Here is a 24,824-nt window from a genome sequence, read left to right as displayed (position 1 = left end):
GGGGCGGGGACCGGTCGTCGGTCCCCGCCCCCGCGCGCGTCCCGCCGCCCGCACAGGAAGCCGCTCACAGGAAGCGGCGGATCGGCACGACGGAGAGCTCCCGGAGCCGCTGCCGGACCGGACGTCTTTGCCACCGGCGGCCCTCGACGCGGACGCTCCTGGCCAGGTCCTCCTCGAAGTGCCCGTCCAGCGTCGCGGTGAAGTCCTCGTCCAGGACGGCGAGCATGACCTCCTCGTCGTGGTCCAGCGAGCGCCGGTTGAGGTTGGTGGACCCCACCAGCGCGGCGACCCCGTCGACCGTCACGATCTTGGCGTGCATCATCGTCGGCTGGTACTCCCAGACCCGCACTCCGCACGCGGTGAGCTCCTCGTAGTACCGCTGCCCGGCCAGCCGGCACACCCGCTGGTCGGTGTACCGGCCCGGCAGCAGGAGGTCCACCGCCACCCCGCGCCGCGCGGTGGCGCACAGCAACTCCACGAAGTACGGGTCGGGCGCGAAGTACGCGGTGGCCAGCCGCACCCGCTCCCGTGCGCTCTCCAGCACCACCCGCAGCAACGTCTGCATGTCCTGCCAGCCGAAGGCGGCCGAGCCGCGCACCACCTGCACCACCGCGTCGCCCCGCGGCTCGTGCTCGACGAAGCGGTCCCGCTCGTCGAACAGGACGGGGGCGCACTCGGCCCAGTTCTGCGCGAAGGCGGCGGCGATGCCGTCCACGGCCGGGCCGCGCACCCGGACGTGGGTGTCGCGCCACTCGCTCGCGTCGCGGGCGTCGCCGCACCACTCCTCGGCTATCCCCACCCCGCCGGTGTAGGCGACCTCCTCGTCCACGACGAGCACCTTGCGGTGGCAGCGGTGGTTCTGCTTCAACGGCGAGAGCCACAGCGGCCTGCGGAACCAGACCACCTGCACTCCGGCCCGGTCCATCAGCTCCAGCAGGTCCTCCTCGATCGGCCGGCACCCGAAGCCGTCCAGCAGCAGCCGCACCCGGACGCCCGCGCGGGCGCGGTCGGCCAGCGCCTCGGCGAACTCGCGGGCGATCGCGCCGCGCCAGTACACGAACGTCATCATGTCGACGGTGTGCTCGGCGGACCGGATGCTCTCCAGCATCGCCGGGAAGATCTCGTCGCCGTTGCGCAGCGGCACCAGGGAGTTGCCCTCGGTCGCCGCGATCCCGATCAGTCGCTCCAGCCGCCGGCGCAGCCGGCGCTTGCGTTCCTCGGGGTCTCTCTCCGCCGGGTCCCGGTCCTGTTCCCGGGCTTGGTCGTGGGCGGTGTCCATGGCGTGCTCTCCGAGAGGTCCCGAGGGAATCGAAAGTCCTGTCGGTTTCCGTATGCCCCGTCCCGGCCGCCGCACCGACCGGGGCCGTCCGTCGGGGGCGTCCCCACCGGGACCGGGCCGGTCGTCGCCGCTCCGCCCGCCGTCCATGCCACCCTGGCAGTGGGCGCCGCCTGCCGACGAGGCGCGCCCTCACCGGGAGGTGCACACCCATGGGAACGTCCCTGGAGTTCGCCCTGGGGCCCGCCGTGGTGGTCGTCACCGGGGTGATGGCCTCGGGAAAGTCCACCGTCGCCCAGGAACTGGCCGAACACCTGCCACGCACGGTGCACGTACGGGGCGACATGTTCCGCCGGATGATCGTCTCCGGCCGTGAGGAACTGCTGCCCCGACCCGACGAGACCCCCGAGGCCGTCGCCCAGTTCCACCTGCGCCACCGTCTCTCCGCCATGGTGGCCGACGCCTACGCGGAGGCCGGCTGGACCGCCGTGGTGCAGGACGTCATCCTCGGCAAGAGCCTGGCCGAGTACGCCTCGACGGTCCGGACGCGCCCGCTGTACGTGGTGGTGCTCGCCCCCCGCCCCGAGACGGTGGTGGAACGGGAGGAGCGGCGGGAGAAGACGGGGTACGGCCTGTGGACGGTGGAGGAGCTCGACCGTTTCCTGCGCGAGGAGACCCCGCGCGTCGGTCTGTGGCTGGACACCTCCGAGCAGACGCCCGAGGAGACGGTGGCGGCGATCCTCGCCGACCTCGACACCGCCCGCGTCCCCGACTGACCCGACGTCCCCGACGTCCCCGCCGTCCCCGCCGCTCCGACCCCCGAGAACGCGCACGGGCCCGCCCCGGACCCTCGCGTGGAGGGGCCGGGACGGGCCCCGTGGCCGCCACGCCGCTCCCCGTCCCCACGGGCGCGGCGTGGCCGGGGCCGTCGCCGCCCGCTCAACGTCGGCGGCCCCGAGCGGTGACGTCCCGTCAGGCGCGGCTCGCCGCCGGCTCCGGGGCCGGGTCGGCCGACTCGCGCCGGAGGCTCTCGCCTTCGACGTCGACGTTGGGCAGGGCCTTGTCCAACCACCGCGGCAGCCACCAGGCGGACGTGCCGAGCAGGGCGAGGACGGCCGGGACGATGGCCATGCGGACCACGAAGGCGTCGAAGAGGACGGCGACGGCCAGGCCGAAGCCGATCATCTTGATCATCGACTCGGAGGAGCCGATGAACCCGGCGAAGACGCTGACCATGATCAGCGCCGCGGCGGTGACCACGCGCGCGCCCAGCTTGAAGCCGGTCTCGACGGCCTGGTGGGGCGTCTCGCCGTGGACGTGGGCCTCGCGCATCCGGGTGACCAGGAAGACCTCGTAGTCCATCGCCAGGCCGAAGACCAGGCCGACCATGAGGATCGGCATGATGCTCATGATCGGGCCGGTCTGCTCCACGCCGAAGACGTCGGCCAGCCAACCCCACTGGAAGACCGCCACGACCGAACCCAGCGCCGCCAGGACCGACAGCAGGAAGCCGAGCGCCGCCTTGAGCGGGACGAGCACCGACCGGAAGACCACCATCAGCAGCAGGAAGGCCAGGCCGACCACGAGGGCCAGGTAGGGGGCGAGGGCGTCGTCGAGCTTCTGCGAGACGTCGATGCCCATGGCGGTCTGCCCGGTGACCAGGACGTCCGCGTCCGTCTCGGCGGCGATCCCGCGGGCCTCGCCGCGGATGGCGCGGACCAGCCCCTCGGTCTCGGCGCTGCTCGGCGCGGACTTCGGGACGACGGTGAGCATCGCGGTGTCCCCGGCCTCGTTGAACGTGGCGGGGGTGACGGCGGCGACGTTGTCCAGGCCCTGGACGGCGGCGGCGGTCCGCTCGGCCGCGCCCTTCGGGTCGTCGCTGTCCTCGGCGTCCACGACCACCACCAGCGGGCCGTTGGACCCCGGACCGAAGCCCTCCGAGATCATGTCGTAGGCCCTGCGCTGGGTGGTGTCGGTGGGCTTGGAGCCGTCGTCGGGCAGGTTGAGTCGAAGGTCGGAGACGGGGACGGCGGCCAGGCCCAGGCCGACGACCGCGGTCAGCAGCACCACGATCGGGCGGCGCAGCACGAACCGCGCCCAGCGGGTGCCCGCGCCGGGCTTCTCCTCGGCCACGGCCGCCTTCTCGCCGTTCCGGTCGCGCTGCTTGCGGGGGAGGATCCGCTCCCCGGCGAAGCCCAGCAGCGCGGGGATCAGGGTCAGGGCGACGAGGACGGCCATGACGACGGCGCCGGCGGCGGCCAGGCCCATCTTGGTCAGGATCGGGATGTCGACCACCGACAGTCCGACCAGCGCGATGATCACGGTGAGTCCGGCGAAGACCACGGCGGAGCCCGCGGTGCCCACCGCGTGGCCGACGGCCTCCTGGCGTTCGCGGCCCTCGGCGAGTTCGGCGCGGTAGCGGGAGACGATGAACAGCGCGTAGTCGATGCCGACGGCCAGCCCGATCATCGTGGCCAGGATCGGCGTGGTGCTGTCCAGGTCCAGGACTCCGGTGAGGGCGGTGATGGCGGAGGCGGTGATGCCGACGCCGACGAGCGCGGTGATCAGCGGCATGCCGGCGGCGACCAGCGAACCGAAGGTGACGAGCAGGACCACGGCCGCGACGGCCACGCCGATCACCTCGGCGGTGCCGGTCTTCGGCATCGTCACGAGCGCGTCGCCGCCGATCTCCACGGTCAGCCCGGCCTCCCGGCCGCCCTCCGCGGCGCTCTCCAGGGCGTCGCGGGAGGCGTCGGTCAGCTCGAAGGAGTTCACCTCGTAGGTGACCTGGGCGTAGGCGGTGGTGCCGTCCCGGCTGACGGCCCGGGCTCGGTAGGGGTCGACGGCCTGCTGGACCTGCGAGCCCTTGGCCAGGTCGGCGACGACCGCGTCGACGGCGGCCTTGTTCTCGCCGTCGGTGATCTTCTCGCCGTCGGGGGCCTTGAAGACCACACGGGCGGAGGCACCATCGGGACTGCTGCCGGGGAAACGTTCCTCCAGTAGCTCGAACGCCTTCTGCGCTTCGGTGCCGGGGATGGAGATGCTGGAGGATGCGGTCGAGGAGGTGGACGCGGCGGCGCCGCCGGCGACCGCCAGCACCACCACCCACAACAGGGCGACCAGACCGCGCCGCCGGAAGGCGAAGCGGCCGATCCGGTACAGGAACGTGGCCATGAGATGAGGACTCCTGGATCGGAGGACGAGGGTCGAGGGGCCGGAAGGCCGGCGAAGACCGGGCAGGGGCGCGGAGGTCCCGAGGGGCCGGGCGTCCCCGTGGAAGGGGCCGGTCAGGAGATGCCGAGCGCGGGGAACACCACGGCTCGCAGGTAGCGCTCCATGTACGCGGCGTCCGCGTCCCGGTTCTCGATCAGCTTGCGGGTGCCCAACGCCCCGATGAGCAGGTGCGGCAGGAACTCCCGCACCGGGTTGTCCGGGGCCAGCTCGCCGCGCTCGACGGCTCGGCCCAGCACGGTCTCCAGTCCTTCCAGACCGGGCCGGATGTGCAGCTCGTACAGCGCCTGCCACAGCTCCGGGTCCTTCGAGACGGCGTGCGCCAGGCCGTTCAGCAGCGCGGTGTCCTCGGTGGCGTGGGCGAGGATGTCGTTCACCATCCGCCGCAGGTCACCGGCGAGGGACCCGGTGTCGACGTCGGCCGGGGACGTCTTCGCCAATTGCCGCAGGGCGGTGGCGACCAGCTTCGGCTTGCTCTCCCACTGCCGGTACAGCGTCGCTTTGCTGGACTTGGTGCGCGCCGCGATCGCGTCCATCGTCAGCGCCTCGTACCCCTGCTCGCGCACCAGGTCGACCACGGCCGTGAACAGTTCCCGCTCCCGCTCCGGTGTCAGCCGGGTGCGGCGGTTCGGTGCTGTGGTCGACTGCTCGGACATTCCGGCCCCTGTGAGAACGAAACGGTTTCGTACACACGGGAGAGTAGAGGCGGCTCAAGCGAAACGCAAAAGTATCGATACGGAAGAGTTCCGCCGAGCGTCCGCCCCGCCCCTTACTCCCCGTACTCCCGGAAGACGGCGTCCAGGACGCGCCGCGCCTCCGCCTCCTGCGGCGAACCGGTGTCGATGTGCTCCGCGAGCATGATCAGGGCCTTCCACAGCGCCCAGCCCCGCCCCCGGGCCCAGGTGGCGGGATCGACGCCCAGCGTCTCCCGGAACGCCTCCCGGCTCTCGCCCGACAGGAACGTCCACGCGATCGTCGTGTCACAGGCCGGATCGCCGACGCCCGAGCAGCCGAAGTCGATGACGGCGGACAGCCGTCCGTCCTCGACCAGCAGGTTCCCCACGGAGACGTCACCGTGGAACCACACCGGCGACTCGTTGCGGCCGGCGGCCAGGGCCGCCTCCCAGATCTCCGTGGCCAGGGCGCCCGGGACGCGGTCGCCCAACGCCTCGACCGCGCGGCGGGTCTCGGCGTCGTAGGTCGCCACCGGCGCGCCCCGGTGGCAACTGTGCGGTCCGGGCTCGGGACCGCCCGTCGGATCGCACCGCCGCAGGGCGGCCAGGAAATCGGCGAGCGTCACGGCGAACTCCGTCGGGTCGTCGACGCGCCCGACGGCCACGGTCTCCCCCTCGATCCACCGGTAGACGGACCACTGGTAGGGGTAGCCGAAGGCGGGCTCCCCCTGGGCCAGCGGAGTGGGGACGGGCAGCGGCAGCCGCGGCGCGAGCACCGGCAGCCAGCGCTGCTCCTTGGCCACCTGACCGGCGTACCAGTCGCCGCTGGGCAGCCGCACGGTCATCTCGTCGCCGAGGTGGAAGGTCCGGTTGTCCCAGCCGCCGAACTCCACCGGACGGACGGGCAGATCGGCCCACCGGGGGAACTGCGTGGCGACCAGTCGCCGCACCAGCGCCACGTCCGTCGGCGGGAGGACGCGCCCCGCCACCGGCGTCTCGATCGGTGCGTGCCCGTCGGCCGGGGACGGCCCGCTCGCGCGCGGAGCGCCCCCGGGATCGACGGACGTGTCCACTTTCTCGTGTGGTTCGCTCACTCCTCAACCGTCCCGGAGACCGGGGCGAGATCGCCACGGGTTTTCCACCGGGGACGAAAACCCCGGCCCCCGCTCAGGACCCGGCGTCCCCGGTGACGCTCCACCGGCCGACCTCGCGGTAGGCGGAGTCGGTGACGGTCGAGCCGTCGCCGGGTTTCAGGTCGTAGTGGTGGAGATTGCCGGCCCAGTACCGCAGGATTCGGCCCAACTCGCGGGCGGCGTCCTCGCCGGACGCCATGCCGTCCATGTCGACTTCGAGAAGGAACTTCACTCCAGAGCCTCCGCTCAACAGGCGTGGTCGATGGGCTCGCCGGCCGGCGGATTCCATTGTTTCACTGACCTTCCCTGTGAAGGTCTTCAAGACAGAGACCCCTTTTACCAAGGACCGTCACCCCCGAAGTCTCAAACACCGTCGAGCCTCGGGGGGGCCACCTCGACGAGCCCGGCCGGCGCCGTCTCCTCCGCTCGGCGCGGGTCGGGGCCGGGCGAGTTCGGCGAAGGCCCGGTGGAAGGCGGCCCTGGTCGGCGAGTCGGAGCGCCGGTCGAGGACGGCGAAGACGACGTGCGCGAAGCGACCGGCGAACCGGCCGCCGTCCGCCAGATGGGCGCGGAACACGTCGGCGACGACCGCCGGATCGTTCCGGAACACGCCGCACCCCCACGCGCCCAGCACGAGCGCCCGGTAGCCGTGCGCCGCGGCCACCTCCAGGACCCGCTCGGCGCGGGCGAACAGCGCCCCCGGCACACGGTCGACCTCCTCGGGGGTGCGGCGTGCGATGACGCCGGCGTTGGGCGCGGGCGAGGCGAGGAACCCCACCCGGTACGGCTCGTCGAGCAGCGTCCCGCGGTCGTCGCGGAACACCGGCACACCGGGCGAGTGGATGACCCGGTCGCTGTAGAAGGCGTCGGCCTCCGCCCGGTGGTGCGCGTAGTACTCGGGAGCGCGCAACAGACAGGTGTAGAGCGCGGAAGCCCGGCACAGCGCCTCTTCCTGCGCCTGCGCGCCGTTGAGGTAGCCGCCGCCGGGGTTGCGCGCGGAGGCGAAGTCGAGGACGGCGACCGGCCCCGGACCGGCGCCGACGAGCCTGCGGGCGGCCTCCAGACTGCTCTCCCCGGTCACCTCGAAGACCGTCGCCGCCTCCCCGCACGCGACGTCCGGCACCGGGACCGGCTCGGGCCCGAACATCCCGGTCCGCTCCGCCGCTTCGGCGACGGCCGCCGCGATGGACACCTCCCGCCCACCGGGCGCCGTGTACCGGCCCCGCTCGACGATCTCCTCGGTCTGTTTCGCGATGTCGCGCAACCGGGCGCTCACGGTCGCTCCTCCCTGTGACACATGCGGGGGATCGTCGGCGACCGGCGACTTTGCGCGCAACGGGTTTCCCCCGGCCGGCCCCACCCCCGGAGGGCGACACGTCCGACGTCAGGAGGCGGACCACCCGCGCCGGCACAGCACCAGGCGGTAGCCGTCCGGGTCCTCGACGGTGACGCCCCACTCGTTCCAGTACGGGTTCGGGGACGCCACGCGCCGGCCGCCGTGCCCGACGAGACGGGCCGGCAACTCCCCGGGCACCGGCTCGTCGAGGTAGACCACCAGCAGGTCCTCCTCGGTGGGGCGCGGCTCGACCGGGTGCTTCGGGTCGTGGACGAGCTCCAGGTGCCAGGAGGCGCCCGGCCACCCCAGCATCAGCAGGTCGTGCGTGCCGGGCCGCCCGTCGCTCTCGGCCCGGTACAGCACGCTCAGCCCCAGCCCGCCCTGCCAGAAGCGTTCCGCCGCCGCGAGGTCGCGGGACGGGCGGGCGATGCGGACGTGACTGCGGCCGTCGGCGGGCATGGGCCTCCCCTTCGTGGTGGTGTCGCCCGGCAGCGTAGGGAGCCGGCGAACCCCGGCACATCGGCCGGACGCCCGCCCGCCCCTCCGCCGCCGGCCCTACGACCGGGGCCCGGCCGTAAGGGGCGTCACCGGCCGGACGACGGAGCCGGGAGCGTGGCGAGCTCCCCCAGGAGCCGGGCCGCCGGTGCCGGGTCGACCAGCCACTTCAGGTGGCTGCCCGCAAGGGTGCGGACGTCGTACGGGTTGTCCGGCGTCAGCTCGTCGCCCTCGCGGATCAGCCGGTCCTGCAGGGCGAGCGGCATGCTCGCGTCGTCGGTCAGGCGGATGTAGGTCTTCGGGACGCGGCCCCAGGTCGCGGCCTGCGCCCGGTCGGCGGAGGAGCCGACGTCCAGGTTCTCGTCGGGCTGGAAGGTGTTCAGGAAGGTCAGGAACTCCTCGTCGGTGCCGTCGGCGAGGAAGAGCGCCTTGAGCGCCGCGAGAGCGTCCGGGTCCGCGGTGCGGAAGTTGACGCGGAGCAGGCCCAGTTCGGCCGGGTTCCCGACCATCGCCAGGCCCAGGGAGGCGGTGTCGACCGTGGCCATCTCCGGCTCGGCGTGGTAGTCGCCCACGTCGAGGGCGACCGGGCACCAGGCCGCGACGTAGACGATGCGGTCGATCAGGTCCGGCCGCGCGTTGGCGGCGGCGGTGGCCGTGATGCCGCCGCGGCTGTGGGCGACGAGGATCACCGGGCCGTTCCGCTTGGCCCGTTCCAGGATTCCGATCAGGTGCGCGGCGTTGTCGGCGAGGGTGACGCCCTTGATCGAGCCGGGCGCGGTGGCGAGCCCCGCGAGGTCCTGCGGCGCCTGGTAGGCGCGGGTGTAGGTCGCCCCGAAGCCGTGGCCGGGCAGGTCGACGGCGACCGAGCGGTGCCCGAGGAGGCCGAGTTCGGCCTGGAGCGGCGCCATGGAGAAGGAGTTCGCGAAGGCCCCGTGGACCAGGACGAAGGTCGGTTGCATCTCTCTGCTCGCTTTCCGGCCTCCGCGGTGCCGGCGGCGGGCGCGGCGGCCCGGTGCCGCGAGCGCCACGCGGTCGAGTGCGGCCTTGGGGCGGTGTGTGGACGGTTGTTCGACCGACGGCTCACGCTACTCGGTGAAGATCGTCCGCACTACCGGTATGAATCCCTCCGTTTGTGTGCGAGGGAGCTTGTGCGCGAGGGGCGCGGCCGGGCCCCGCACGGCCGCGCCCCGGCCCGTCCGGGTCATGTGCCGACGAAGCCCAGCAGCACCCGGTTGACCTCTTCGGCGTGCGTCCACAGCAGGCCGTGCGGGGCGCCCTCGATCTCGACGTACTCCGCCTCCGGGAACGCCTCGTGGAAGGGACGCCCGGTGGCGTCGATCGGGAGGATGCCGTCCTTCGTGCCGTGCAGGATCAGCGCCGGCTTGCCGGCGGCGCGGACGGCGGCCACGTCCTCGCGGAAGTCCTCGATCCAGGAGGCCACCACCGCGTGGGCGGCGATCGGGGCCGAGGCGGTGGCGGTGTTCCAGTTCGCGGTGACGACCTCCTGACCGATCCTGCTGCCGAGGTTCTCGTCCAGGTTGTAGAAGTCCTTGTAGAACTGGGTGAACCAGGCGTAGCGGTCCTTCCGGGCGGCCTCGGCGATGCCGGCGAACACCGAGCGCGGCACGCCGGTGGGGTTGTCGTCGGTCGCCACCAAGAACGGTTGCAGCGAGGCCAGGAACGCCAGCTTGGCGATCCGCTCGTGGCCGTGGTTCCTCACGTAACGGGCGAGTTCGCCGGTGCCCATGGAGAAGCCGACGAGGACGACGTCGCGGAGGTCCAGCGTCTCCAGGAGGGTGTTCAGGTCGGCGGCGAAGGTGTCGTAGTCGTAGCCGCCGCCGACCTTGCTCGACCGGCCGAAGCCGCGGCGGTCGTAGGTGATGACGCGGTACCCGGCGGCGAGCAGCTCGCGGGTCTGCCGCTCCCAGCTGTTCCCGTCCAGCGGATAGCCGTGGACGAGGACGACGGGCCGGCCGGACCCGTGGTCCTCGTAGTACAGGTCGATGGCGGTGCTGTTCTCGGTGCCGACGGTGACGTAACCCATGGGAACACTCCCTGTGCCGCGGAGAACGGTCGTTCTCCGGCTGTGCCGACTGCGGTGGAGAACGTCGGTTCCCCGTGCAAGGGGGTTCCCGCGACGGGCGGGAAGACGGCGCGCGAACGGGTCGTGTCCGCCGCCGATCGGCTGTTTCACGCCGGAGGAGTCCGGACCGTCGGGTGCGGGGCCGTCGGCGGCCGGCCGCCGACGGCCCCGCGGGTCCTCAGGACTCCTTCGGCTGGGTGAAGCGGACGTGGTTGCCGAAGGGGTCGCGGAGACCGCAGTCGATGCCGTACGGGCGCTCGGTGGGCTCCTGGGTGAACTCCACCCCCCGCTCCAGCAGCGTCTCGTACGTCTTGCGGCAGTCGTCCGTGGCGAGGATGAGCACGCCCATCGCGCCCTTGGTCACCAGCTCGCGGACCTGCTGAGCCGTCTCCTCGGACATCCCCGGAGGGCCGGGCTTCTCCAGCAGGATCTGGCGCTCCGGCCGGCCGGGGACGCAGACGGTCAGCCAGCGCATGAAGCCCAGGTCGACGTCGGAGGCGACCTCCAGACCGAGCTTGCCGACGTAGAAGTCGAGGGCCTCGTCCTGGTCGAGAACGTATATCGCGGAGTGCGTGATGGCGTTGAACATGTCCCTCACGCTACTGAGTCGGCCGGACGGAAACTTATCCGAAACTGCTCGATCGGCGGCCGGTGCGGGGGCCGGAGTGGGGAGCGCGGACGGTCAGGAGCTCGGCCGCGTCCACGCCATCGTGAAGCACGTCGGCACGCCCATGGCCGTCGCGCTCTTGCGGTACTCCCTCGGCGACCGGCCGACGATGTCGCGGAACGTGCGGCTGAAGGTTCCCGGACTGCCGAAGCCGACCTCGAAGCAGATGTCCGTCACGCTGCGGTCGGTCTCCCGCAGCAGGAACATCGCCCGCTCGACGCGGCGACGCTGGAGGTAGCGGTGCGGCGTCTCGCCGAAGGTGGCACGGAAGGTGCGCGTGAAGTGCGCCTCCGACACATGGGCGATCCGGGCCAGGGCCGGGACGTCCAGCGGTTGCGCGTAGTCGCGGTCCATCGCGTCCCGTGCTCGGAGCATGCGGCGATTGGTGTCTTCCGTGGCGCGGCTCACGGTGCCATCCCACCACGGTTCCCGCCGCGCGTCACTGGCCCGCCGGTCGGGCGCGAGCGAGGGCCCCCGGCGGCCCACACGACCCCCGCCAGTACGGCGGTGCAGGCCGCCGAGGCCGCCGCCGTCGTCCGAACCCCCTGCGGTACGTCGTCCACCTCTCTGCGCTCGCCGTCTTCCATGACGCACACGGTGCGCAGGGTGAGGAAGTGGACGTCGTAGTCCACGGCCCCCTTCAACCGGGCCCTGCACGGGTGGTCGTAGGGGAACGGGGCCGAGTCCGCCCCGCCGTCCTGCGCCACGGCCACGGTCGACAGCAGCGTCATGGCCCCCAGCGAGTAGGAGGCCGTGACCGTGGCCGCGCAGGCGTGGACGGCCACGACGACCAGACGGCGCCACCCGGACCAGTGCCGGTGCCGGCGCCCCGGTAAGGCGACTCCGAGGCACTGGAGCAGGAAGAACACGACCAGCGCGGCGGCGGCGAGGAACACCACCGGTATGAGGAGGAACACGGCTTCCCTTTCCGTCGGGTCCCGTCGGGTCCCGTCGGGCTCGGCGACTCGCGACCGTCCGACCCGTCCTCCCTGGTTTCGCATCGGATGGTTCACGGTGCCGTACCGCCCGGCGACGACCCGTCACACGAGTCACACGAGATCGTGTGACGGCCGGCCCCGGGCGGCCGTGTTCAGGAAGATCCAGGTGTCGGCGGTCGGGCCGGCGGGGGAGGGGGAGGGAGCCGGGCGGGTTTCCTCGCGCCAGTCGGAGCCCACGGCCGCCGTGGCGATGCCGCGCCAGAACCGAGCGGCGCCCGCGTTGACCTCCTGGAAGGCGATGGCCCAGGCGCCGGGCCGGGAGTGCAGCAGGTGGAGGGCGGCCCGCCGGCCGACGCCGCGCCGGCGCAGCGCCCGGACGACGAAGAACGCGGAGATCGACGTCGCGCCCTCGGGCATCGGACGGGTCAGGACGAAACCGGCGGGCGCCGCGCCGTACCGGATCAGCAGGGCCTCCCGCTCCGGCTCGTCGAAGAACAGGGGCAGGTGGCGGAACGCGAACCTCCCGTCCGCCGCCGGGAGGTGGCCGAGGAACTCCGACAGGTCGTGACGGTAAAGCTGTGCCAACTGCTCGACAACGGGCCGCAGTTCGGCGGTCGCGGGGCGGAGGGTGATCGGCGTGGAGTCCATGGGCGGGCCCATCCGGGGATTCTCGCACGGTGCGCCGTCCGGACCCGCCGGACGGGGAGTGCCGTCCGGCGCGGCGCTCACGGGTCCAGCAACATCGGCAGGACGCTGCGGAGTTCGCGTCCCCAGTACGGCGGGCTGTGGGTGCCCCGGTAGAAGTGCGTGGTGATGTGCACCCCGACCTCCTGGAGACGGCGGGCCACCATGCGGGACTCGTCGCCCATGACGGCCTCGGTCAGCGAGATCACCTCGTCCGGGTAGAGCGGGGCCAGGTCCGCCAGGCCGGGGATGTCGGGGTCCGGCTCGGTGCCCGGCGGGTCGAGGGCGCCCGGGGTGCCGTCCCCGGCGGCGATGTGGACCCGCGTGCCGCGGAGCCGTTCGGCCAGGTGGTACGGATCGTTCCGCTCCCAGATGTGGCGCTGCCGGACCGGGTCGCCCCAGATCTTCCGCCACGGCACCCCGAGGTACTCCGCGCCGCCGCTGACGGCCTCGGGGTACCGGAGGGGGTGGAGGAAGCCACCGAAACTGGCGGCGACCTCGAACATCCCGGGACGGCGCGCCGCGTACTTGACGGCCCCGTACCCGCCCTGCGACTGTCCGGCGATCGACCGCTGCCGTCCGGCCCCGTAGTCGCGCTCCAGGATGGGGACCACCTCGTCGAGGTGGAAGGTCTCCACGGCCGGGGCGCCGCCCTCGCCGTCGTTCCACCAGTCGCTGTAGAAGCCGTAGAACGGCATCTGGGGGACGACGACGAGCGTCTCGCGCAGCTCGGGCCACTCCTCGATACGGTGGTCGTCGTTGTAGACGCGGTGGTCCCCGCTGCCGTCGGGCAACAGGTAGAGCGTCGGCCAGCGGTCGCCGGGGCGCCGCGCGTCCCAGCCGTCCGGGGTGAGCAGCCGTACCTTTCCGGTGCCCGCGAGGGCCGGGGACCGGATGGTCAGATCGAGCAGCCGGGGCCCGATCCGCTCCTCGCCGACCACGCGGGCCGGACGGTCGGAGCGCGCCGCCAGGGGTTCCCCGGACGCCGAGGTGGATGTCGAGGTGGTCGTCGGGGCGGTCCTGTCGGGGAGCACGGCCGCGGGAAGCAGTCCGAGCGCCGGTACGAGAGCGACCGTCACCAGGACGGTGAGGCCGCGACGGGTGCGTGTGCGTACGGTCATGTCCCCAGAGTGACCGGACGGGGACGCACCGGCATCCGGCATGTCACGGAGATCGCCCCGGAGGCCGACCCGGACGGCCCTCCGGGCGGAACTCCACCCAGGAGCCGTCCGGCCGCCGGGCGTCCCCCACCACCCAGCGGCCGTCGACCAGCTCCAGGGGCCCCAAAGACGTGCTCATGCCACTCATGGGCTCACGGGAACACGCGTCCAGCGAGCCGAGCCACCGTTTCCGCCTCCGCCGTACGGACGGTCATTCGGCGAAGTGGTCGAACTCCCCCGCCTTGATGCCCAGGAGGAACGCCTCCAGCTTGGCGGGCGTGGTGACGACGATCTCGTCGGGCTTGCCGCTCTCACGCATGAGGACGCGGTCGCCGTCGCGGGCGATCTCGATGCAGTTGGCGCCTTCGCCGCAGGACGCTTTGTGCCACTCGATGGGTGCGGACATGTGGGAGCCTCGCTCTCCTCTGGTCAGCGTGTGAGGTGGTCGAACTCGCCCGCCTTGACGCCGAGGATCAACGCCCGAAGCGCGGCGGGGGTGACGGTGAGGTTCCGTTCGGGCCGCTCGCTCTCCCGGAGCCGGATCTCTCCGGGGTGGGAGCGGACCTCTATGCAGTTGTTTCCACCCTCCCCGCCGCAAAATGACGACTTCTGCCATACGTCGTTCACCATGCCTCCGCTTTTCAGAGCCACTGGATTATTTCCTTGATGAAGTCCCGTGACTTCCTGATGCCCAAGGCGCGTTTCTCCATCCTGGAAAGCATGCTGCGGTAGGACCGGAGTTGGGTCTCCGCGTCCAGGAACACGGGCCCCAGCGTCGAGTCCAAGTGCACGGTGTCGAGTTGAGGTACAGGACCACCGGCATACAGCACGGCTTGACCCGAACCAGCGAAGCCATCGGTGTCGAACGGGATCACACGTACGGTGAATCGTGGATGATCAGAAAGCGTGAGAAGGTGGTCGAGTTGCGAACGAAGCACCTCCCTGCCGCCGAACCGCATGCGTAGCGCCGCCTCGTGTACGAGGGCCGTGTACTCGAAGGGTTCTTCCCGGTCCAGAATTTTTGCTCGCTGAATTCGGTGCTCGACTCTGGCCTCCTTCTGCTCCTTGGATAGCCGATGAGGAGAGCCGAACTCGAAAACCGCGTCCGCATATTCTTCTGTCTGAGCGATGCCTGGGATGTGTGCGATCTGGTACGTGTGTAGGTAGGAGGACTGGTGCTCCAGTTCCGCGACGTCCAGGAACCCCGGGGACAGGACGCCTCGATACTTCTCCCACCAACCCCTGGTTCGTTCCGTCGCCATGGCGACGAGCGCTTCGACGTACGCCTGGTCTTCACACCCGTATGCGCTGGCGAGGAAGCGCACCCGCTCCGCGCTGACGCCGAAGCGGGCCGTCTCGACCTGGCTGATCTTCGTGTGGTCGAGGCCGAGGAGTGCGGCGGCCTCACGCGCGTTGTACCCGGCCGCCTCCCTCATCTTTCGCAACTCCGCGCCAAGTCGCCGCTGCCGAGCGGTCGTCACTGTCCTCGGTGGCATGGCCCACAGTCTGCCCCTTGCGGGTGACACGGTCCACAAGGATCCACATGGATCCCAGTGAATCGGTAGTCATGTTTATCCCGAGTGCCCTATCGTCCTCGGTAGCGCAGCGTGAACGCCAGTGAACCCGCAGTGCAGTTGACCTCCCCTGCCCGTGTGTCGGTGCGGGGGTGGGCGACCGAGCCACGGTGGTGTGCGCGCGTGCTCGGCAAGCAGAACGCGTTGGGAGACGCAGATGACCGTGACCACGTCGGCCAGGCCCACGACCGTCTACCGGCTGATCGCCCCCGCCATACCGACCACCCCCAGAGTGGCCCGTGAGGCGGTCGCGGCGTGGCTGTGGGCCGCCGGGCACCACGGTCTGCTGGACGCCGCCCGGACGCTGGTCAGCGACGTGGTGACGAACGTGGTCGTCCACACCGACGTGCCCCGCCTGTCGGTGGAGGCCACCGTCACGCGCCTGGGCACGATCGTCTCCGTCTGGGACGGGGACCAACGGGGCGTCCCCTGCCCGCGCCGCGCGGACGCCCTGGACACCTGTGGACGCGGGCTCCACCTGGTGGAAGCGCTCGGCCACGCGTGGGGCGTGACGTGGACCGGGGGCGTGGAACCCGCCGGCAAGCGCGTCTGGTTCGAGCTGCGCGCGCCCTCGGAAGGGACGTGAGCCACGTGGACTTCACCGCCGTGTGCCTGGGCACGCTGATCCTGACCGTCAGCGCGGCCCTGACCGGATTCGCGATCGCCTCCGCCCGCTCTCCCCGCGCCGGCGTGTGGTTGCGAGGCCACCGTCGTGGAGGAGCGCACCTGCCGCGAGTGGCTACCGGCCGGCCACCGGGCCCGTAACCCCCGGCGCGCCCTGCGCTGGACGAGCGCCCGGGCACGACGCCTGGCCGACCGCATCGACCCGCCCCCGTACGCGGGGTGGGCGGCCCCCGGCACGGTCCACCCGTGTACCGGCGGCCCACCGGACGCCGCCGGCGCCCTGCGCCACCGGCACCTCGACACCGCCGCCCACCACGCCGCCCTGCGGACCCTGGCCGACGGCGGTCTCCACGTCCTCACCGTCCCCGACGGCGACGGCCTCCGCTACCGGATATCCGTCCGTCCTCTCCGCTGACCGCACCGGGGCGGGAGCGGCCGGGCCGGCTACCCCTCGAAGCGGCCGGCCCTGCGCCGCGCGTACACCTCGATCTCGATCTTCATACGGGGGTCGGCGAGGCCGCACACGAGCATCGTGGCGGCCGGCCGGATCTCGCCGAAGGCGCGGCGCAGGACGGGCCAGCAGGGCTCGAAGTCCGCCCGGTCCGGCAGCAGGTACCGCACCCGCACCACATCGGCGAAGGCGCATCCCGCCTCGGCCAGGGCGTCCTCGATGTTGCGCAGGCACTGCTCGGCCTGCTCCACCACGTCGTCGGAGATCGTCATGGTGGCGTAGTCGAACCCGGTCGTCCCGGACACGTGCACCCAGTCGCCGTCGACCACGGCGCGGGCATAGCCGATCCGCTCCTCGAACGTCGAGCCGCTGAGGATCGCGCGTCGCTCCGTCATGCGCCGAACGCTACCGGCCGCCAACCGCTTCCCGCCGCCTTTTCCGAAAGCCTGGACGAGTGTCAGAAGAGGCCGTTCTGCTTGGCCCAGGCGACGAAGCCTCCGCGAGGACACGGATAACGGATGCCCGTGTCCAGCAGAGCATCGACGAAGACGGTCGCGGCGTACTCGGTGACCCGGCCTTCCTTGACCGACTCGGCGATGACCCGCAGCGAGCCCCACACCTCGAGTCCGGCGTCACGCGCTGCGCGCCGGGCATCCCGGTCATCGATCACGGGCAGCGCACCGTGGACCTCGGCCCAGGCCAGGACGGTCGCTTCTCCCTGGTTCGACTCCTGCCCGGAGACCCGCTCCATCCACGTGACGAGAGCGGTGATCTCTTTCAGGCCGTCGACGTGCACCGTCTCCAGCCAACCCAGTCCGGCCACGGGCAGGCGGTGGTGGCTGATCTCGTCGATGACGGCAGCCGTGGTGACGTGTCGCCGCGGTACTCCACGCCACTGGGCCGCGATGTCCGCCAAGAGATCGATCTTGTCGGCCTTGATGGCGTGGAGGAGCGGCGAGGTGTCCCAGACGAGTACCTGTCCGTGCGGTGCGTCCGCCCCGGAACTCCCTGTCACGGCAGGCCATCCTCCTGCTCCCGGCTGGGAAACTCGTCTTCGGTGATCGCGCCGTAGAGCAGTTCGACGGCACGTGATGCCGTGATCGCGCCATCGCTCCACGCGGACAGGGCCGCGCGGCGCCACTGCGTTCCCGTTGTCCCCATCGCCAGGTCGGGCTCCGGCTCGTTGCCGCACAGCACCAGGAAGTCGCCCTTGGTCGGGGTGTCCGCCTTGAGACGACGGGCGGCCGTGCTGTCGACGAGGTCCAGCCGGCGTGCGCGGGCCACGACAGCGGACCACGAGACGCGGTACGAGGCCGCGACCCTGATCAGCGTCGCCCGGGGTGCCTCGCCGACGCTCGACCCCTCGTCCCAGGCACGGCGGAGATCCGCCTCCGGCAACAGGAATTCCCCGGCGAACAGGTTGATGCACTGCTCGCGTTCGTCCCGACTCGCCGCGACCCCCGCGTCACTGTGGTACTCGTCCTGCAAGAGGTGGTGCCCCAGCTCGTGGGCGGCCGTCCAGCGGAGCCGTCCCGGAGGAAAGCGGCCGCTGATGACGGCCACGCCGTATCCGCGCAGCAGCAGGGAGGCGCCCTCGGCGGCCTCGTCCACCACGGTCAGGTACAGCCCCAACCGCTCCAGCACGTCGGCGAGAGGGCCGAGCGGCCCGGAGGGGACTTCGGCGACCGATCGAGCGGCGCGTGCCAGACGGAGGGGGTCCACTCTTCCGGCCCCCCGCGCGACGCGTGGGTCCGGCTCCGGCGGAACGAGGAAACCGTGATCGACCAGCCACTCGGCGTTGCGCGCGTGTTCCTCCAGGCGGGCGTCCAGCCGGTAGCGCTCACGCGACGAGGTGTCGGCGTTGGGTTCCAGCGCGGTACGTCGGGACACCAGGGCGGCCGGTGGCCGGGACACCAGATGGGCGGGCGGCACGTCCAGTGCCTTCGCGAGCCGGAACAGTTCCAGAGCCGTGATGCGGCGGTCCCCGGCCTCCATGCGCACCACCGCGGTGCGGTCCACACCCAGGTGTTCGGCCAGCTCGCCCTGGCTCAGCCCTGCGGCCTCACGAGCCTCGGCGACTCGCTCGCCCACCTCGTTCCAGCTCTGCGCGGTCTCCATGTGTGCGATTTTCGCACACCACATGGCGTGCACGCCGCCTTGTGCACACGCAAGGCGGCGTGCGGGGACGGGGGCGCGTGAGACAGAGCGCGGCCCCCGGCCGTCCCCTCGGGTGGGGCGGGCGGGGGCCGTGTTGGTTCGGCGTGGAGCGCGCAGGGTGCGCGTCACTCGCTCTTGGGTTCCTCCAGGCGGGGGAAGAGCACCGCGCCCTTCGTCACCGTGGAGCCCGCCGGGAGCTGACCCCAGCGGCCGGCGTCCTGCACGTGCTGGTCGGCGAGGGCGCCCAGCGAGGCCTCCGCGCCGAGGGAGTCCCACAGCAGCCCGGAGGTGCGCGGCATCACCGCGTTGAGCAGCACCGCGCAGGCGCGCAGCGACTCGGCGGCGGTGTAGAGGATCGTCGCCAGCCGGGCGCGGGCCTCGTCGGAGGAGTCCTTGGCGACCTTCCACGGCTCCTGCTCGGTGAGGTAGCCGTTGACCTGCTTGACGAAGTCGAAGATCGCCGCGATGCCGCCGGCGAAGTCCAGCTCGTCGCCGATGCGCCGGTCGGCCTCGGCGACGGCCTTGGCCAGGCCGTCCTTGATCGCCTGCTCGGCCTCGCCGTCCGCCGTGGCCTCGGGCAGCGAACCGCCGAAGTACTTGCCGACCATGGCCGCCACGCGCGAGGCGAGGTTGCCGTAGTCGTTGGCCAGCTCGCTGGTGTAGCGGTGGGAGAAGTCCTCCCAGGAGAACGAGCCGTCCTGGCCGAACTGGATGGCGCGCAGGAAGTACCAGCGGTAGGCGTCGACACCGAAGTGCGAGGTGAGGTCCTGCGGCTTGATGCCGGTCAGGTTGGACTTGCTCATCTTCTCGCCGCCGACCATCAGCCAGCCGTGGGCGGCCACCCTGCCCGGCACCGGCAGGCCCTGCGCCATCAGCATCGCGGGCCAGATCACCGCGTGGAAGCGGAGGATGTCCTTGCCCACCAGGTGGACGTCGGCGGGGAAGGTCTCCTCGAACTTCTTCTGGTCGGAGCCGTAGCCGACGGCGGTGGCGTAGTTCAGCAGGGCGTCGACCCACACGTAGATGACGTGCTTGTCGTCCCAGGGGATCTTCACGCCCCAGTCGAAGGTGGAGCGGGAGATCGAGAGGTCCTCCAGGCCCTGGCGGACGATGTTCACGACCTCGTTCCGCGCCGACTCGGGCTGGATGAACTCCGGGTGCTTCTCGTAGTGCTCCAGGAGCTTCGGCCCGTACTCGGAGAGCTTGAAGAAGTAGTTCTCCTCCTTCAGGCTCTCCACCGGCTTCTTGTGCACCGGGCAGAGCTTCTCGCCCGCGTACTCGCCCTCGCCGTCCAGCAGGTCACCGGGGCTCTTGTACTCCTCGCAGCCCACGCAGTACGGGCCCTCGTACTCGCCCTTGTAGATCTCGCCCTTGTCGTAGAGGTCCTGGACGAACTCCTGGACGCGGACGGTGTGCCGCTCCTGCGTGGTGCGGATGAAGTCGTCGTTGGCGATCTCCAGGTGCTCCCAGAGGGGCTTCCACGCCTCCTCCACGAGCTTGTCGCACCACTCCTGCGGGGAGACCCCGTTCGCTTCGGCGGTGCGCATGATCTTCTGACCGTGCTCGTCCGTGCCGGTGAGGAACCACACCTTCTCGCCGCGCTGGCGGTGCCAGCGCGTGAGCACGTCGCCTGCGACGGTCGTGTAGGCGTGGCCCAGGTGCGGAGCGTCGTTGACGTAGTAGATGGGGGTCGTGACGTAGAACGCCTTCGCCCCCTGCTGCTCTGTTCCAGTGGCCGCCATGGGGAAATCCTAACGTTCCGCCGCCCCCGCCCCGCTCCGTGTTCTCCCTCCCACGCCGGGTGCCGACGGCACGAGCGGTCGCGACGGAAGGTGTTCCTCCGGTGTCGGAGCGCGATGCTTTCGATGCCCGGAACCGTCCTCACGATCGCGGTTCACTGCCCGTTCACCATGCGGTCGCTCCTCGTCGCATTGCCGCCCATACCGTCCTGACCTGCACGGACACGAAATTCCGGAGGGGACCCATGCGCAAGCTGCTGCCGCTGATCGGTTCGCACCCCGGCGGGAGATCCGCCCTGACCTGCCGCTACCGCTGCGGTGACGCCTGCTTCCACGAGGTGCCCAACACCAGCGGCAACGAGTACGTCGGCGACGTGATCGCCGGTGCCCTCTCCCGGCGGTCGGTGCTGCGCGCCGGTGCCGTGGTCGGCGTGGCCGCGACGGCCGGGGTGGCCGGACTCGGCCAGACGCCGAACGCCACGGCGGCGCCCGCCGCCGTGCCGGCGGAGAAGGGCTGGGAGAAGGGCAAGCACGGCAAGGCCGCCCGCGGTCTGCGCTTCGCGCCCGTCGCGCCCAACACGGCCGACAAGGTCACCGTCCCCGCCGGCTACTCCCAGAACGTCGTCATCCGCTGGGGCGACCCCATCCTGCGCGGCGCCTCCGCCTTCGACCCGAAGAAGCAGAGCGCCACGGCGCAGGCCGGGCAGTTCGGCTACAACAACGACTTCCTCGTCCTGATGCCGCTGAAGGGCGAGCGCGGTCGGCAGGTGCTCTTCGCCAACCACGAGTACACCGACGAGATCCTGATGTTCCCCGGGTACGACCCGGAGAACCCCACCCGTGAGCAGGTCGAGATCGCCTGGGCCGCGCACGGGCTCTCCGTCGTCGTGGTCGAGGAGGACCGCCGCACCGGCAGGCTGACGGCCGTCCCCCGTCACCGCCTCAACCGCCGCTTCACCGCCACCACCGAGTTCCGCCTCACCGGCCCGGCCGCCGGCGGCGACCTGCTCAAGACCTCCGCCGACCCCACCGGCACCACGGTGCTCGGCACCCTCAACAACTGCGCGGGCGGCTCCACCCCCTGGAGCACGGCCCTGTCCGCCGAGGAGAACTTCAACCAGTACTTCGCCAACGCCGCCTCCGTCGCGGACGCCGACACCAAGACGAGGCTGGCCCGCTACGGCATGACCGGCGGCGCCTCGGAGCGCAAGTGGGAGCGGTTCGACGACCGCTTCGACCTCGCCAAGGAGCCCAACGAGGCCAACCGCTTCGGCTGGATCGTCGAGGTCGACCCGTACGATCCCGACTCCGTCCCGCGCAAGCGCACCGCGCTCGGCCGCTTCAAGCACGAGGCCGCCCAGCCCCGACTGACCGCCGACGGCCGTCCGGTGGTCTACATGGGCGACGACGAGCGCTTCGACTACCTGTACAAGTTCGTCTCCGCCAAGCGGATGATGAAGGGCAACAGCCGCGCCGCCCGCGAGCACAACCTCACGCTGCTGGACGAGGGCACCCTCTACGTCGCCAAGCTGACCGGCGACAGCCCCGCCGAGCTGATCGACGGCAGCGGCAAGCTCCCGAACGACGGGGAGTTCGACGGCTCCGGCGTGTGGATTCCGCTGGCCACCGGCGACACCTCGCACGTCCCCGGCATGACGGCCGAGGAGGTGTACGTCTTCACCCGGATCGCCGCCGACAAGGTGGGCGCCACCAAGATGGACCGTCCCGAGGACGTCGAGCCCAGCCCGCGCACCGGCCGCGTCTATGTCGCACTGACCAACAACACCCAGCGCGGCGCGGCCGGCAAGCCCGGCGCGGACGAGGCCAACCCGCGCGACAACAACAAGCACGGCCACGTGCTGGAGTTGGCGGAGCACTGGGACGACCCGGCCGCCGACGGCTTCGCCTGGCGCGTGTTCCTGGTCTGCGGCGACCCGGAGGACCCGGCCACCTACTTCGGCGGCTTCCCCAAGGAGCAGGTCAGTCCCATATCCTGCCCCGACAACCTCACCTTCGACTCCTTCGGCAACCTGTGGATCTCCACCGACGGCAACGCGCTGGGCTCGCACGACGGCCTCTTCGGCGTCGCCACCGCGGGTGAACGCCGCGGTGAGGTGCGGCAGTTCCTGACGGTGCCCAGGGGCGCCGAGACCTGCGGCCCGATCGTCCAGGACCGGCGCGTCCTCGTCGCCGTCCAGCACCCGGGCGAGGTGGACGGCGCCAGCTACGAGAAGCCGGCCTCCACCTGGCCCGACGGGCCGGGCAAGGTCGTCCGCCCGTCGGTCGTCGCCGTCTGGCGTGCGGACGGCCGCGACATCGGCGTCTGACCCGGACCCTTCCTCACCGCATACGCGTCGCCGCCCGCCCCCGACCGGGGGCGGGCGGCGACATGTGTGCGGCGGGGAAGGGGACGGCCGTGCGGTTTCTCGGCCGGTTGCCCCGATCCGTCAACTCGCCCGTGAGGGAAGGCCGGTGGCGGCCTCCTCGACAGGACCCTCGCGTGCATGCGTTCGAACGGGGAAGAAGGAACCACAGGAACCGACACGAAAAGGTGAAGTCATGGAGATAACCGGCATCATCACGGCGATCGTCGTCGGCATCGTGATCGGCGTGCTGGGACGGCTGGTCCTGCCGGGGCGGCAGCGCGTCGGCGTCCTGTGGACGATCGCGGTCGGTATCGTCGCGGCCCTGATCGGTACGTTCATCGCCGAGGGGCTCGGGGTGGCGAACACCAACGGTGTCGACTGGATCCAGGTGCTGATCCAAGTCGCCCTGGCCGCGCTCGGTATCGCCGCGCTGGACCGCACCAAGGTGCGCGCCTGACGGCTCACCGGCTCCGTACGACCTTGGCTTCCGGAGAGGGAGTCACCGGCCCGGCGGGGCGGCGTCGACCGCCGCCCCGCCGGGCCTTCGGCCGTTTCCGGAACGGGTGAGTCCGTCCCGAAAGCGGCCGGGGAGACCGGGGGCGGTGCTTCCCGGTCTCCTCCGGCTCCGACCGCGACGGTCCGACCCGGGTCCGTCCGATCCCACCGGGCCGGACCGGCTCCCTCGCGGTGGAGCCGGCGCCGAGGGCGCCTCGGCTCGTGTGGTGGTCGCGTCGGAAGGACGCCGCGTGCTCCGGCACCCTTCACCGAGTCGCCTCTCCCGCGATCCGACCACGGCCGAACGCCGTTCACCGTGCATATCTGTCGGTGAGCGGAAAAGTTACGAACCGATCTGCGGCCCGGCCCCCCATCGGAGCCCTCGTCGGGCCGGCACGCCCGCGGAGCGGAGTGAGGGACGGGCCCCGACGAGCGGCGGGCGGCGGTCGATGGGCGGCGGTCGGCGGTGGGAGGGCCGTCACGCGCCGCCCGTGCCGCCCGGCGGGTCGACCTCGCCCAACCTGCGCCTCAGCGAAGCCCGTTCGGGCTCGTTGCCGGCCAGGTCGAGCGCCCGCCGCCAGGCCGCGGCGGCCTCGAAGGGGCGGCCGAGCCGGTGCAGCAGGTCGCCCCGGGCGGCCTGGTAGGGGTGGTGGCCGCGCAGCCGGGGCTCGTCGGCCAGCCCGTCGAGCAGTGCCAGACCCGCCTTGGGGCCGTCGCGCATCGCCACCGCCACGGCCCGGTTCACCGCGACGACCGGGGACGGGACGAGGGCGAGCAGCACGTCGTAGAGCGCCACCACCTGCGGCCAGTCGGTGTCCGCCGGGCCCGCGGCCTCGTCGTGGAGGGCGGCGATCGCGGCCTGCACCCCGTACGGGCCGGGCGGGCCGCCGGTCAGCGCGGCGAGCACCAGGCCGCGTCCCTCCTCGATCATCGCGCGGTCCCAGCGGTTCCGGTCCTGGTCCGCGAGCAGGACGATCCCGCCGTCCGGGCCGGTCCGGGCGTCGCGCCGCGCGTGGACCAGCAGCATCAGCGCGAGCAGACCGGCGACCTCCCGCTCGGCGGGCAGCAGCCGGCGCAGGACCCGCGTCAGCCGGACGGCCTCCTCGGCCAGGTCGAGCCGCTGCAACGTCGGCCCCGAACCGGCCGCGTACCCCTCGGTGAAGATCGAGTACAGGACCTGGAGCACCCCCGGCAGACGCTCGGGCAACTCGTCGGTGCCGGGCACCCGGAACGGGATGCGGGCCTCGCGGATCTTCCGTTTCGCCCGCACGATCCGCTGGGCCACCGTCGCGGTCGGGACGAGGAAGGCCCGCGCCACTTCCGGCGTCGTCAGACCGGCCAGGCAGCGCAGGATCAGCGCCGTGCGGTCCTCGGCCGCGAGGGCCGGGTGGGAGCAGGTGAAGAACAACTGCAGCCGCTCGTCCGGCAGATCGCCGACCGCGTCCGCGGGCGGGGCGGGCGCGGCCCGGTCCGCCTCCACCTGGAGGACGGCGAGCCGGGCGGCGTACGCCCGGTCCCGCCGCAGCCGGTCGACGGCCCGGCGCCGGGCCACCGTCAGCAGCCACGCACCGGGCCGGTTCGGGACGCCCTCGACCGGCCAGTGCGTCAGCGCCGCCTCGACCGCCTCGGACGCCACCTCCTCGGCCAGGTCGAGATCGCCGAAGCGGCGGACGAGGGCGGCGAGCAGCCGCCCGCGCTCCTCGCGGAACACCGCCCCGACGGACGCCGCCACGGACGGCAC

General features: G+C 72.0%; 28 protein-coding genes. 5 read left to right on the top strand and 23 right to left on the bottom strand.

Going from position 1 to position 24,824, the window contains the following annotated elements; all coding sequences use genetic code 11:
- Positions 1–64: 64 nt before the first annotated feature.
- Positions 65–1,279 carry a phospholipase D-like domain-containing protein gene (locus IF47_RS0114010; RefSeq protein ID WP_031509085.1) on the bottom strand — a complete coding sequence of 405 codons (1,215 nt, stop codon included), beginning with the start codon at positions 1,277–1,279 and terminating at the stop codon, positions 65–67.
- Between the two features lie 209 nt (positions 1,280–1,488).
- Between IF47_RS0114010 and IF47_RS0114005 the strand changes: the two genes are divergently transcribed.
- Positions 1,489–2,052, top strand: a complete 564-nt coding sequence (locus tag IF47_RS0114005; protein ID WP_031509084.1) for an AAA family ATPase — start codon at positions 1,489–1,491, stop codon at positions 2,050–2,052.
- 196 nt (positions 2,053–2,248) lie between these two features.
- On the opposite strand, the gene IF47_RS0114000 is transcribed toward IF47_RS0114005, so the two are convergent.
- The 17 genes from IF47_RS0114000 to IF47_RS0113925 form a co-directional block, all read right to left on the bottom strand.
- A complete protein-coding gene (locus IF47_RS0114000; RefSeq protein ID WP_031509083.1) occupies positions 2,249–4,450 on the bottom strand; it encodes an MMPL family transporter in 2,202 nt (733 codons plus the stop codon).
- A gap of 113 nt (positions 4,451–4,563) precedes the next feature.
- Positions 4,564–5,163: a TetR/AcrR family transcriptional regulator gene (locus IF47_RS0113995; protein ID WP_031509082.1), complete on the bottom strand. Its 600-nt coding sequence runs from the start codon at positions 5,161–5,163 to the stop codon at positions 4,564–4,566.
- 113 nt (positions 5,164–5,276) lie between these two features.
- The gene (locus tag IF47_RS0113990; protein WP_425423591.1) at positions 5,277–6,182 is read right to left on the bottom strand and encodes an aminoglycoside phosphotransferase family protein; all 906 of its coding nucleotides are present in this window, start codon (positions 6,180–6,182) and stop codon (positions 5,277–5,279) included.
- A gap of 166 nt (positions 6,183–6,348) precedes the next feature.
- A complete protein-coding gene (locus IF47_RS0113985; protein WP_031509080.1) occupies positions 6,349–6,546 on the bottom strand; it encodes a hypothetical protein in 198 nt (65 codons plus the stop codon).
- Between the two features lie 117 nt (positions 6,547–6,663).
- On the bottom strand, positions 6,664–7,590 hold the full coding sequence (locus tag IF47_RS0113980) for a TIGR02452 family protein (RefSeq protein WP_051717631.1): 927 nt from the start codon (positions 7,588–7,590) through the stop codon (positions 6,664–6,666).
- A 108-nt stretch (positions 7,591–7,698) separates the two neighbouring features.
- On the bottom strand, positions 7,699–8,109 hold the full coding sequence (locus IF47_RS0113975) for a VOC family protein (RefSeq protein ID WP_031509078.1): 411 nt from the start codon (positions 8,107–8,109) through the stop codon (positions 7,699–7,701).
- Between the two features lie 125 nt (positions 8,110–8,234).
- A complete protein-coding gene (locus IF47_RS0113970; RefSeq protein ID WP_031509077.1) occupies positions 8,235–9,104 on the bottom strand; it encodes an alpha/beta hydrolase in 870 nt (289 codons plus the stop codon).
- 242 nt (positions 9,105–9,346) lie between these two features.
- The gene (locus tag IF47_RS0113965) at positions 9,347–10,189 is read right to left on the bottom strand and encodes an alpha/beta fold hydrolase (RefSeq protein ID WP_031509076.1); all 843 of its coding nucleotides are present in this window, start codon (positions 10,187–10,189) and stop codon (positions 9,347–9,349) included.
- 217 nt (positions 10,190–10,406) lie between these two features.
- Positions 10,407–10,817 carry a VOC family protein gene (locus tag IF47_RS0113960; RefSeq protein ID WP_031509075.1) on the bottom strand — a complete coding sequence of 137 codons (411 nt, stop codon included), beginning with the start codon at positions 10,815–10,817 and terminating at the stop codon, positions 10,407–10,409.
- Between the two features lie 93 nt (positions 10,818–10,910).
- Complete coding sequence (locus tag IF47_RS0113955) at positions 10,911–11,303, bottom strand: helix-turn-helix domain-containing protein (protein WP_211257214.1); 393 nt, start codon at positions 11,301–11,303, stop codon at positions 10,911–10,913.
- Positions 11,300–11,812 carry a hypothetical protein gene (locus IF47_RS28740; RefSeq protein WP_031509073.1) on the bottom strand — a complete coding sequence of 171 codons (513 nt, stop codon included), beginning with the start codon at positions 11,810–11,812 and terminating at the stop codon, positions 11,300–11,302. The genes IF47_RS0113955 and IF47_RS28740 overlap by 4 nt, the downstream gene beginning before the upstream one ends.
- A gap of 132 nt (positions 11,813–11,944) precedes the next feature.
- Entirely contained in the window at positions 11,945–12,493 is a 549-nt protein-coding gene (locus IF47_RS27785; RefSeq protein ID WP_051717630.1) for a GNAT family N-acetyltransferase, read from the bottom strand.
- 65 nt (positions 12,494–12,558) lie between these two features.
- Complete coding sequence (locus IF47_RS0113940) at positions 12,559–13,638, bottom strand: alpha/beta hydrolase (protein ID WP_031509072.1); 1,080 nt, start codon at positions 13,636–13,638, stop codon at positions 12,559–12,561.
- 43 nt (positions 13,639–13,681) lie between these two features.
- Positions 13,682–13,816: a hypothetical protein gene (locus tag IF47_RS31910; protein ID WP_281179470.1), complete on the bottom strand. Its 135-nt coding sequence runs from the start codon at positions 13,814–13,816 to the stop codon at positions 13,682–13,684.
- A 72-nt stretch (positions 13,817–13,888) separates the two neighbouring features.
- Positions 13,889–14,083: a DUF397 domain-containing protein gene (locus IF47_RS0113935; protein ID WP_031509071.1), complete on the bottom strand. Its 195-nt coding sequence runs from the start codon at positions 14,081–14,083 to the stop codon at positions 13,889–13,891.
- 23 nt (positions 14,084–14,106) lie between these two features.
- A complete protein-coding gene (locus IF47_RS0113930; protein ID WP_342667263.1) occupies positions 14,107–14,328 on the bottom strand; it encodes a DUF397 domain-containing protein in 222 nt (73 codons plus the stop codon).
- Positions 14,319–15,173, bottom strand: a complete 855-nt coding sequence (locus tag IF47_RS0113925; RefSeq protein WP_031509069.1) for a helix-turn-helix domain-containing protein — start codon at positions 15,171–15,173, stop codon at positions 14,319–14,321. Before IF47_RS0113925 ends, IF47_RS0113930 begins: the two co-directional genes overlap by 10 nt.
- A 235-nt stretch (positions 15,174–15,408) precedes the next feature.
- Between IF47_RS0113925 and IF47_RS0113920 the strand changes: the two genes are divergently transcribed.
- Together IF47_RS0113920 and IF47_RS28735 are read left to right on the top strand one after the other, a co-directional pair.
- On the top strand, positions 15,409–15,837 hold the full coding sequence (locus IF47_RS0113920; RefSeq protein ID WP_037732578.1) for an ATP-binding protein: 429 nt from the start codon (positions 15,409–15,411) through the stop codon (positions 15,835–15,837).
- A gap of 126 nt (positions 15,838–15,963) precedes the next feature.
- Positions 15,964–16,290, top strand: a complete 327-nt coding sequence (locus tag IF47_RS28735) for a hypothetical protein (protein WP_051717628.1) — start codon at positions 15,964–15,966, stop codon at positions 16,288–16,290.
- Positions 16,291–16,319: 29 nt separating this feature from the next.
- Here IF47_RS28735 and IF47_RS0113910 read toward each other — a convergent pair whose 3' ends face one another.
- From IF47_RS0113910 to metG, 4 genes are all read right to left on the bottom strand, one after another.
- Positions 16,320–16,721 carry a RidA family protein gene (locus IF47_RS0113910; RefSeq protein WP_031509066.1) on the bottom strand — a complete coding sequence of 134 codons (402 nt, stop codon included), beginning with the start codon at positions 16,719–16,721 and terminating at the stop codon, positions 16,320–16,322.
- A 62-nt stretch (positions 16,722–16,783) separates the two neighbouring features.
- Positions 16,784–17,341, bottom strand: a complete 558-nt coding sequence (locus tag IF47_RS28730) for a PIN domain-containing protein (RefSeq protein WP_051717626.1) — start codon at positions 17,339–17,341, stop codon at positions 16,784–16,786.
- On the bottom strand, positions 17,338–18,444 hold the full coding sequence (locus tag IF47_RS0113900; RefSeq protein WP_031509064.1) for a helix-turn-helix domain-containing protein: 1,107 nt from the start codon (positions 18,442–18,444) through the stop codon (positions 17,338–17,340). The genes IF47_RS28730 and IF47_RS0113900 overlap by 4 nt, the downstream gene beginning before the upstream one ends.
- 164 nt (positions 18,445–18,608) lie before the next feature.
- Entirely contained in the window at positions 18,609–20,225 is a 1,617-nt protein-coding gene (gene metG / locus IF47_RS0113895; RefSeq protein WP_031509063.1) for a methionine--tRNA ligase, read from the bottom strand.
- A 242-nt stretch (positions 20,226–20,467) separates the two neighbouring features.
- Between metG and IF47_RS0113890 the strand changes: the two genes are divergently transcribed.
- Both IF47_RS0113890 and IF47_RS0113885 read left to right on the top strand, forming a co-directional pair.
- Complete coding sequence (locus IF47_RS0113890; protein WP_031509062.1) at positions 20,468–22,549, top strand: PhoX family protein; 2,082 nt, start codon at positions 20,468–20,470, stop codon at positions 22,547–22,549.
- Between the two features lie 232 nt (positions 22,550–22,781).
- Positions 22,782–23,045: a GlsB/YeaQ/YmgE family stress response membrane protein gene (locus tag IF47_RS0113885; RefSeq protein ID WP_031509061.1), complete on the top strand. Its 264-nt coding sequence runs from the start codon at positions 22,782–22,784 to the stop codon at positions 23,043–23,045.
- Between the two features lie 516 nt (positions 23,046–23,561).
- Here the strand turns inward: IF47_RS0113885 and IF47_RS0113880 are convergent.
- Entirely contained in the window at positions 23,562–24,815 is a 1,254-nt protein-coding gene (locus IF47_RS0113880) for an RNA polymerase sigma factor (protein WP_342667262.1), read from the bottom strand.
- Positions 24,816–24,824 lie beyond the last annotated feature (9 nt).

It is taken from the genome of Streptomyces megasporus, from assembly GCF_000718985.1.
GTDB lineage: Bacteria > Actinomycetota > Actinomycetes > Streptomycetales > Streptomycetaceae > Streptomyces > Streptomyces megasporus.
Note: the sequence above shows the minus strand (reverse complement) of the source record. Positions and strands in the feature narration are given on the sequence as shown.

Bases quoted from the DNA above. Each gene is read 5' to 3' on its own strand.
- IF47_RS0114010 (WP_031509085.1), bottom strand. From the start codon at position 1,279: ATGGACACCGCCCACGACCAAGCCCGGGAACAGGACCGGGACCCGGCG.
- IF47_RS0114005 (WP_031509084.1), top strand. From the start codon at position 1,489: ATGGGAACGTCCCTGGAGTTCGCCCTGGGGCCCGCCGTGGTGGTCGTC.
- IF47_RS0114000 (WP_031509083.1), bottom strand. From the start codon at position 4,450: ATGGCCACGTTCCTGTACCGGATCGGCCGCTTCGCCTTCCGGCGGCGC.
- IF47_RS0113995 (WP_031509082.1), bottom strand. From the start codon at position 5,163: ATGTCCGAGCAGTCGACCACAGCACCGAACCGCCGCACCCGGCTGACA.
- IF47_RS0113975 (WP_031509078.1), bottom strand. From the start codon at position 8,109: ATGCCCGCCGACGGCCGCAGTCACGTCCGCATCGCCCGCCCGTCCCGC.
- IF47_RS0113970 (WP_031509077.1), bottom strand. From the start codon at position 9,104: ATGCAACCGACCTTCGTCCTGGTCCACGGGGCCTTCGCGAACTCCTTC.
- IF47_RS0113965 (WP_031509076.1), bottom strand. From the start codon at position 10,189: ATGGGTTACGTCACCGTCGGCACCGAGAACAGCACCGCCATCGACCTG.
- IF47_RS0113960 (WP_031509075.1), bottom strand. From the start codon at position 10,817: ATGTTCAACGCCATCACGCACTCCGCGATATACGTTCTCGACCAGGAC.
- IF47_RS27785 (WP_051717630.1), bottom strand. From the start codon at position 12,493: ATGGGCCCGCCCATGGACTCCACGCCGATCACCCTCCGCCCCGCGACC.
- IF47_RS0113940 (WP_031509072.1), bottom strand. From the start codon at position 13,638: ATGACCGTACGCACACGCACCCGTCGCGGCCTCACCGTCCTGGTGACG.
- IF47_RS31910 (WP_281179470.1), bottom strand. From the start codon at position 13,816: ATGAGCACGTCTTTGGGGCCCCTGGAGCTGGTCGACGGCCGCTGGGTG.
- IF47_RS0113935 (WP_031509071.1), bottom strand. From the start codon at position 14,083: ATGTCCGCACCCATCGAGTGGCACAAAGCGTCCTGCGGCGAAGGCGCC.
- IF47_RS0113925 (WP_031509069.1), bottom strand. From the start codon at position 15,173: ATGCCACCGAGGACAGTGACGACCGCTCGGCAGCGGCGACTTGGCGCG.
- IF47_RS0113920 (WP_037732578.1), top strand. From the start codon at position 15,409: ATGACCGTGACCACGTCGGCCAGGCCCACGACCGTCTACCGGCTGATC.
- IF47_RS0113910 (WP_031509066.1), bottom strand. From the start codon at position 16,721: ATGACGGAGCGACGCGCGATCCTCAGCGGCTCGACGTTCGAGGAGCGG.
- IF47_RS0113900 (WP_031509064.1), bottom strand. From the start codon at position 18,444: ATGGAGACCGCGCAGAGCTGGAACGAGGTGGGCGAGCGAGTCGCCGAG.
- metG (WP_031509063.1), bottom strand. From the start codon at position 20,225: ATGGCGGCCACTGGAACAGAGCAGCAGGGGGCGAAGGCGTTCTACGTC.
- IF47_RS0113890 (WP_031509062.1), top strand. From the start codon at position 20,468: ATGCGCAAGCTGCTGCCGCTGATCGGTTCGCACCCCGGCGGGAGATCC.
- IF47_RS0113885 (WP_031509061.1), top strand. From the start codon at position 22,782: ATGGAGATAACCGGCATCATCACGGCGATCGTCGTCGGCATCGTGATC.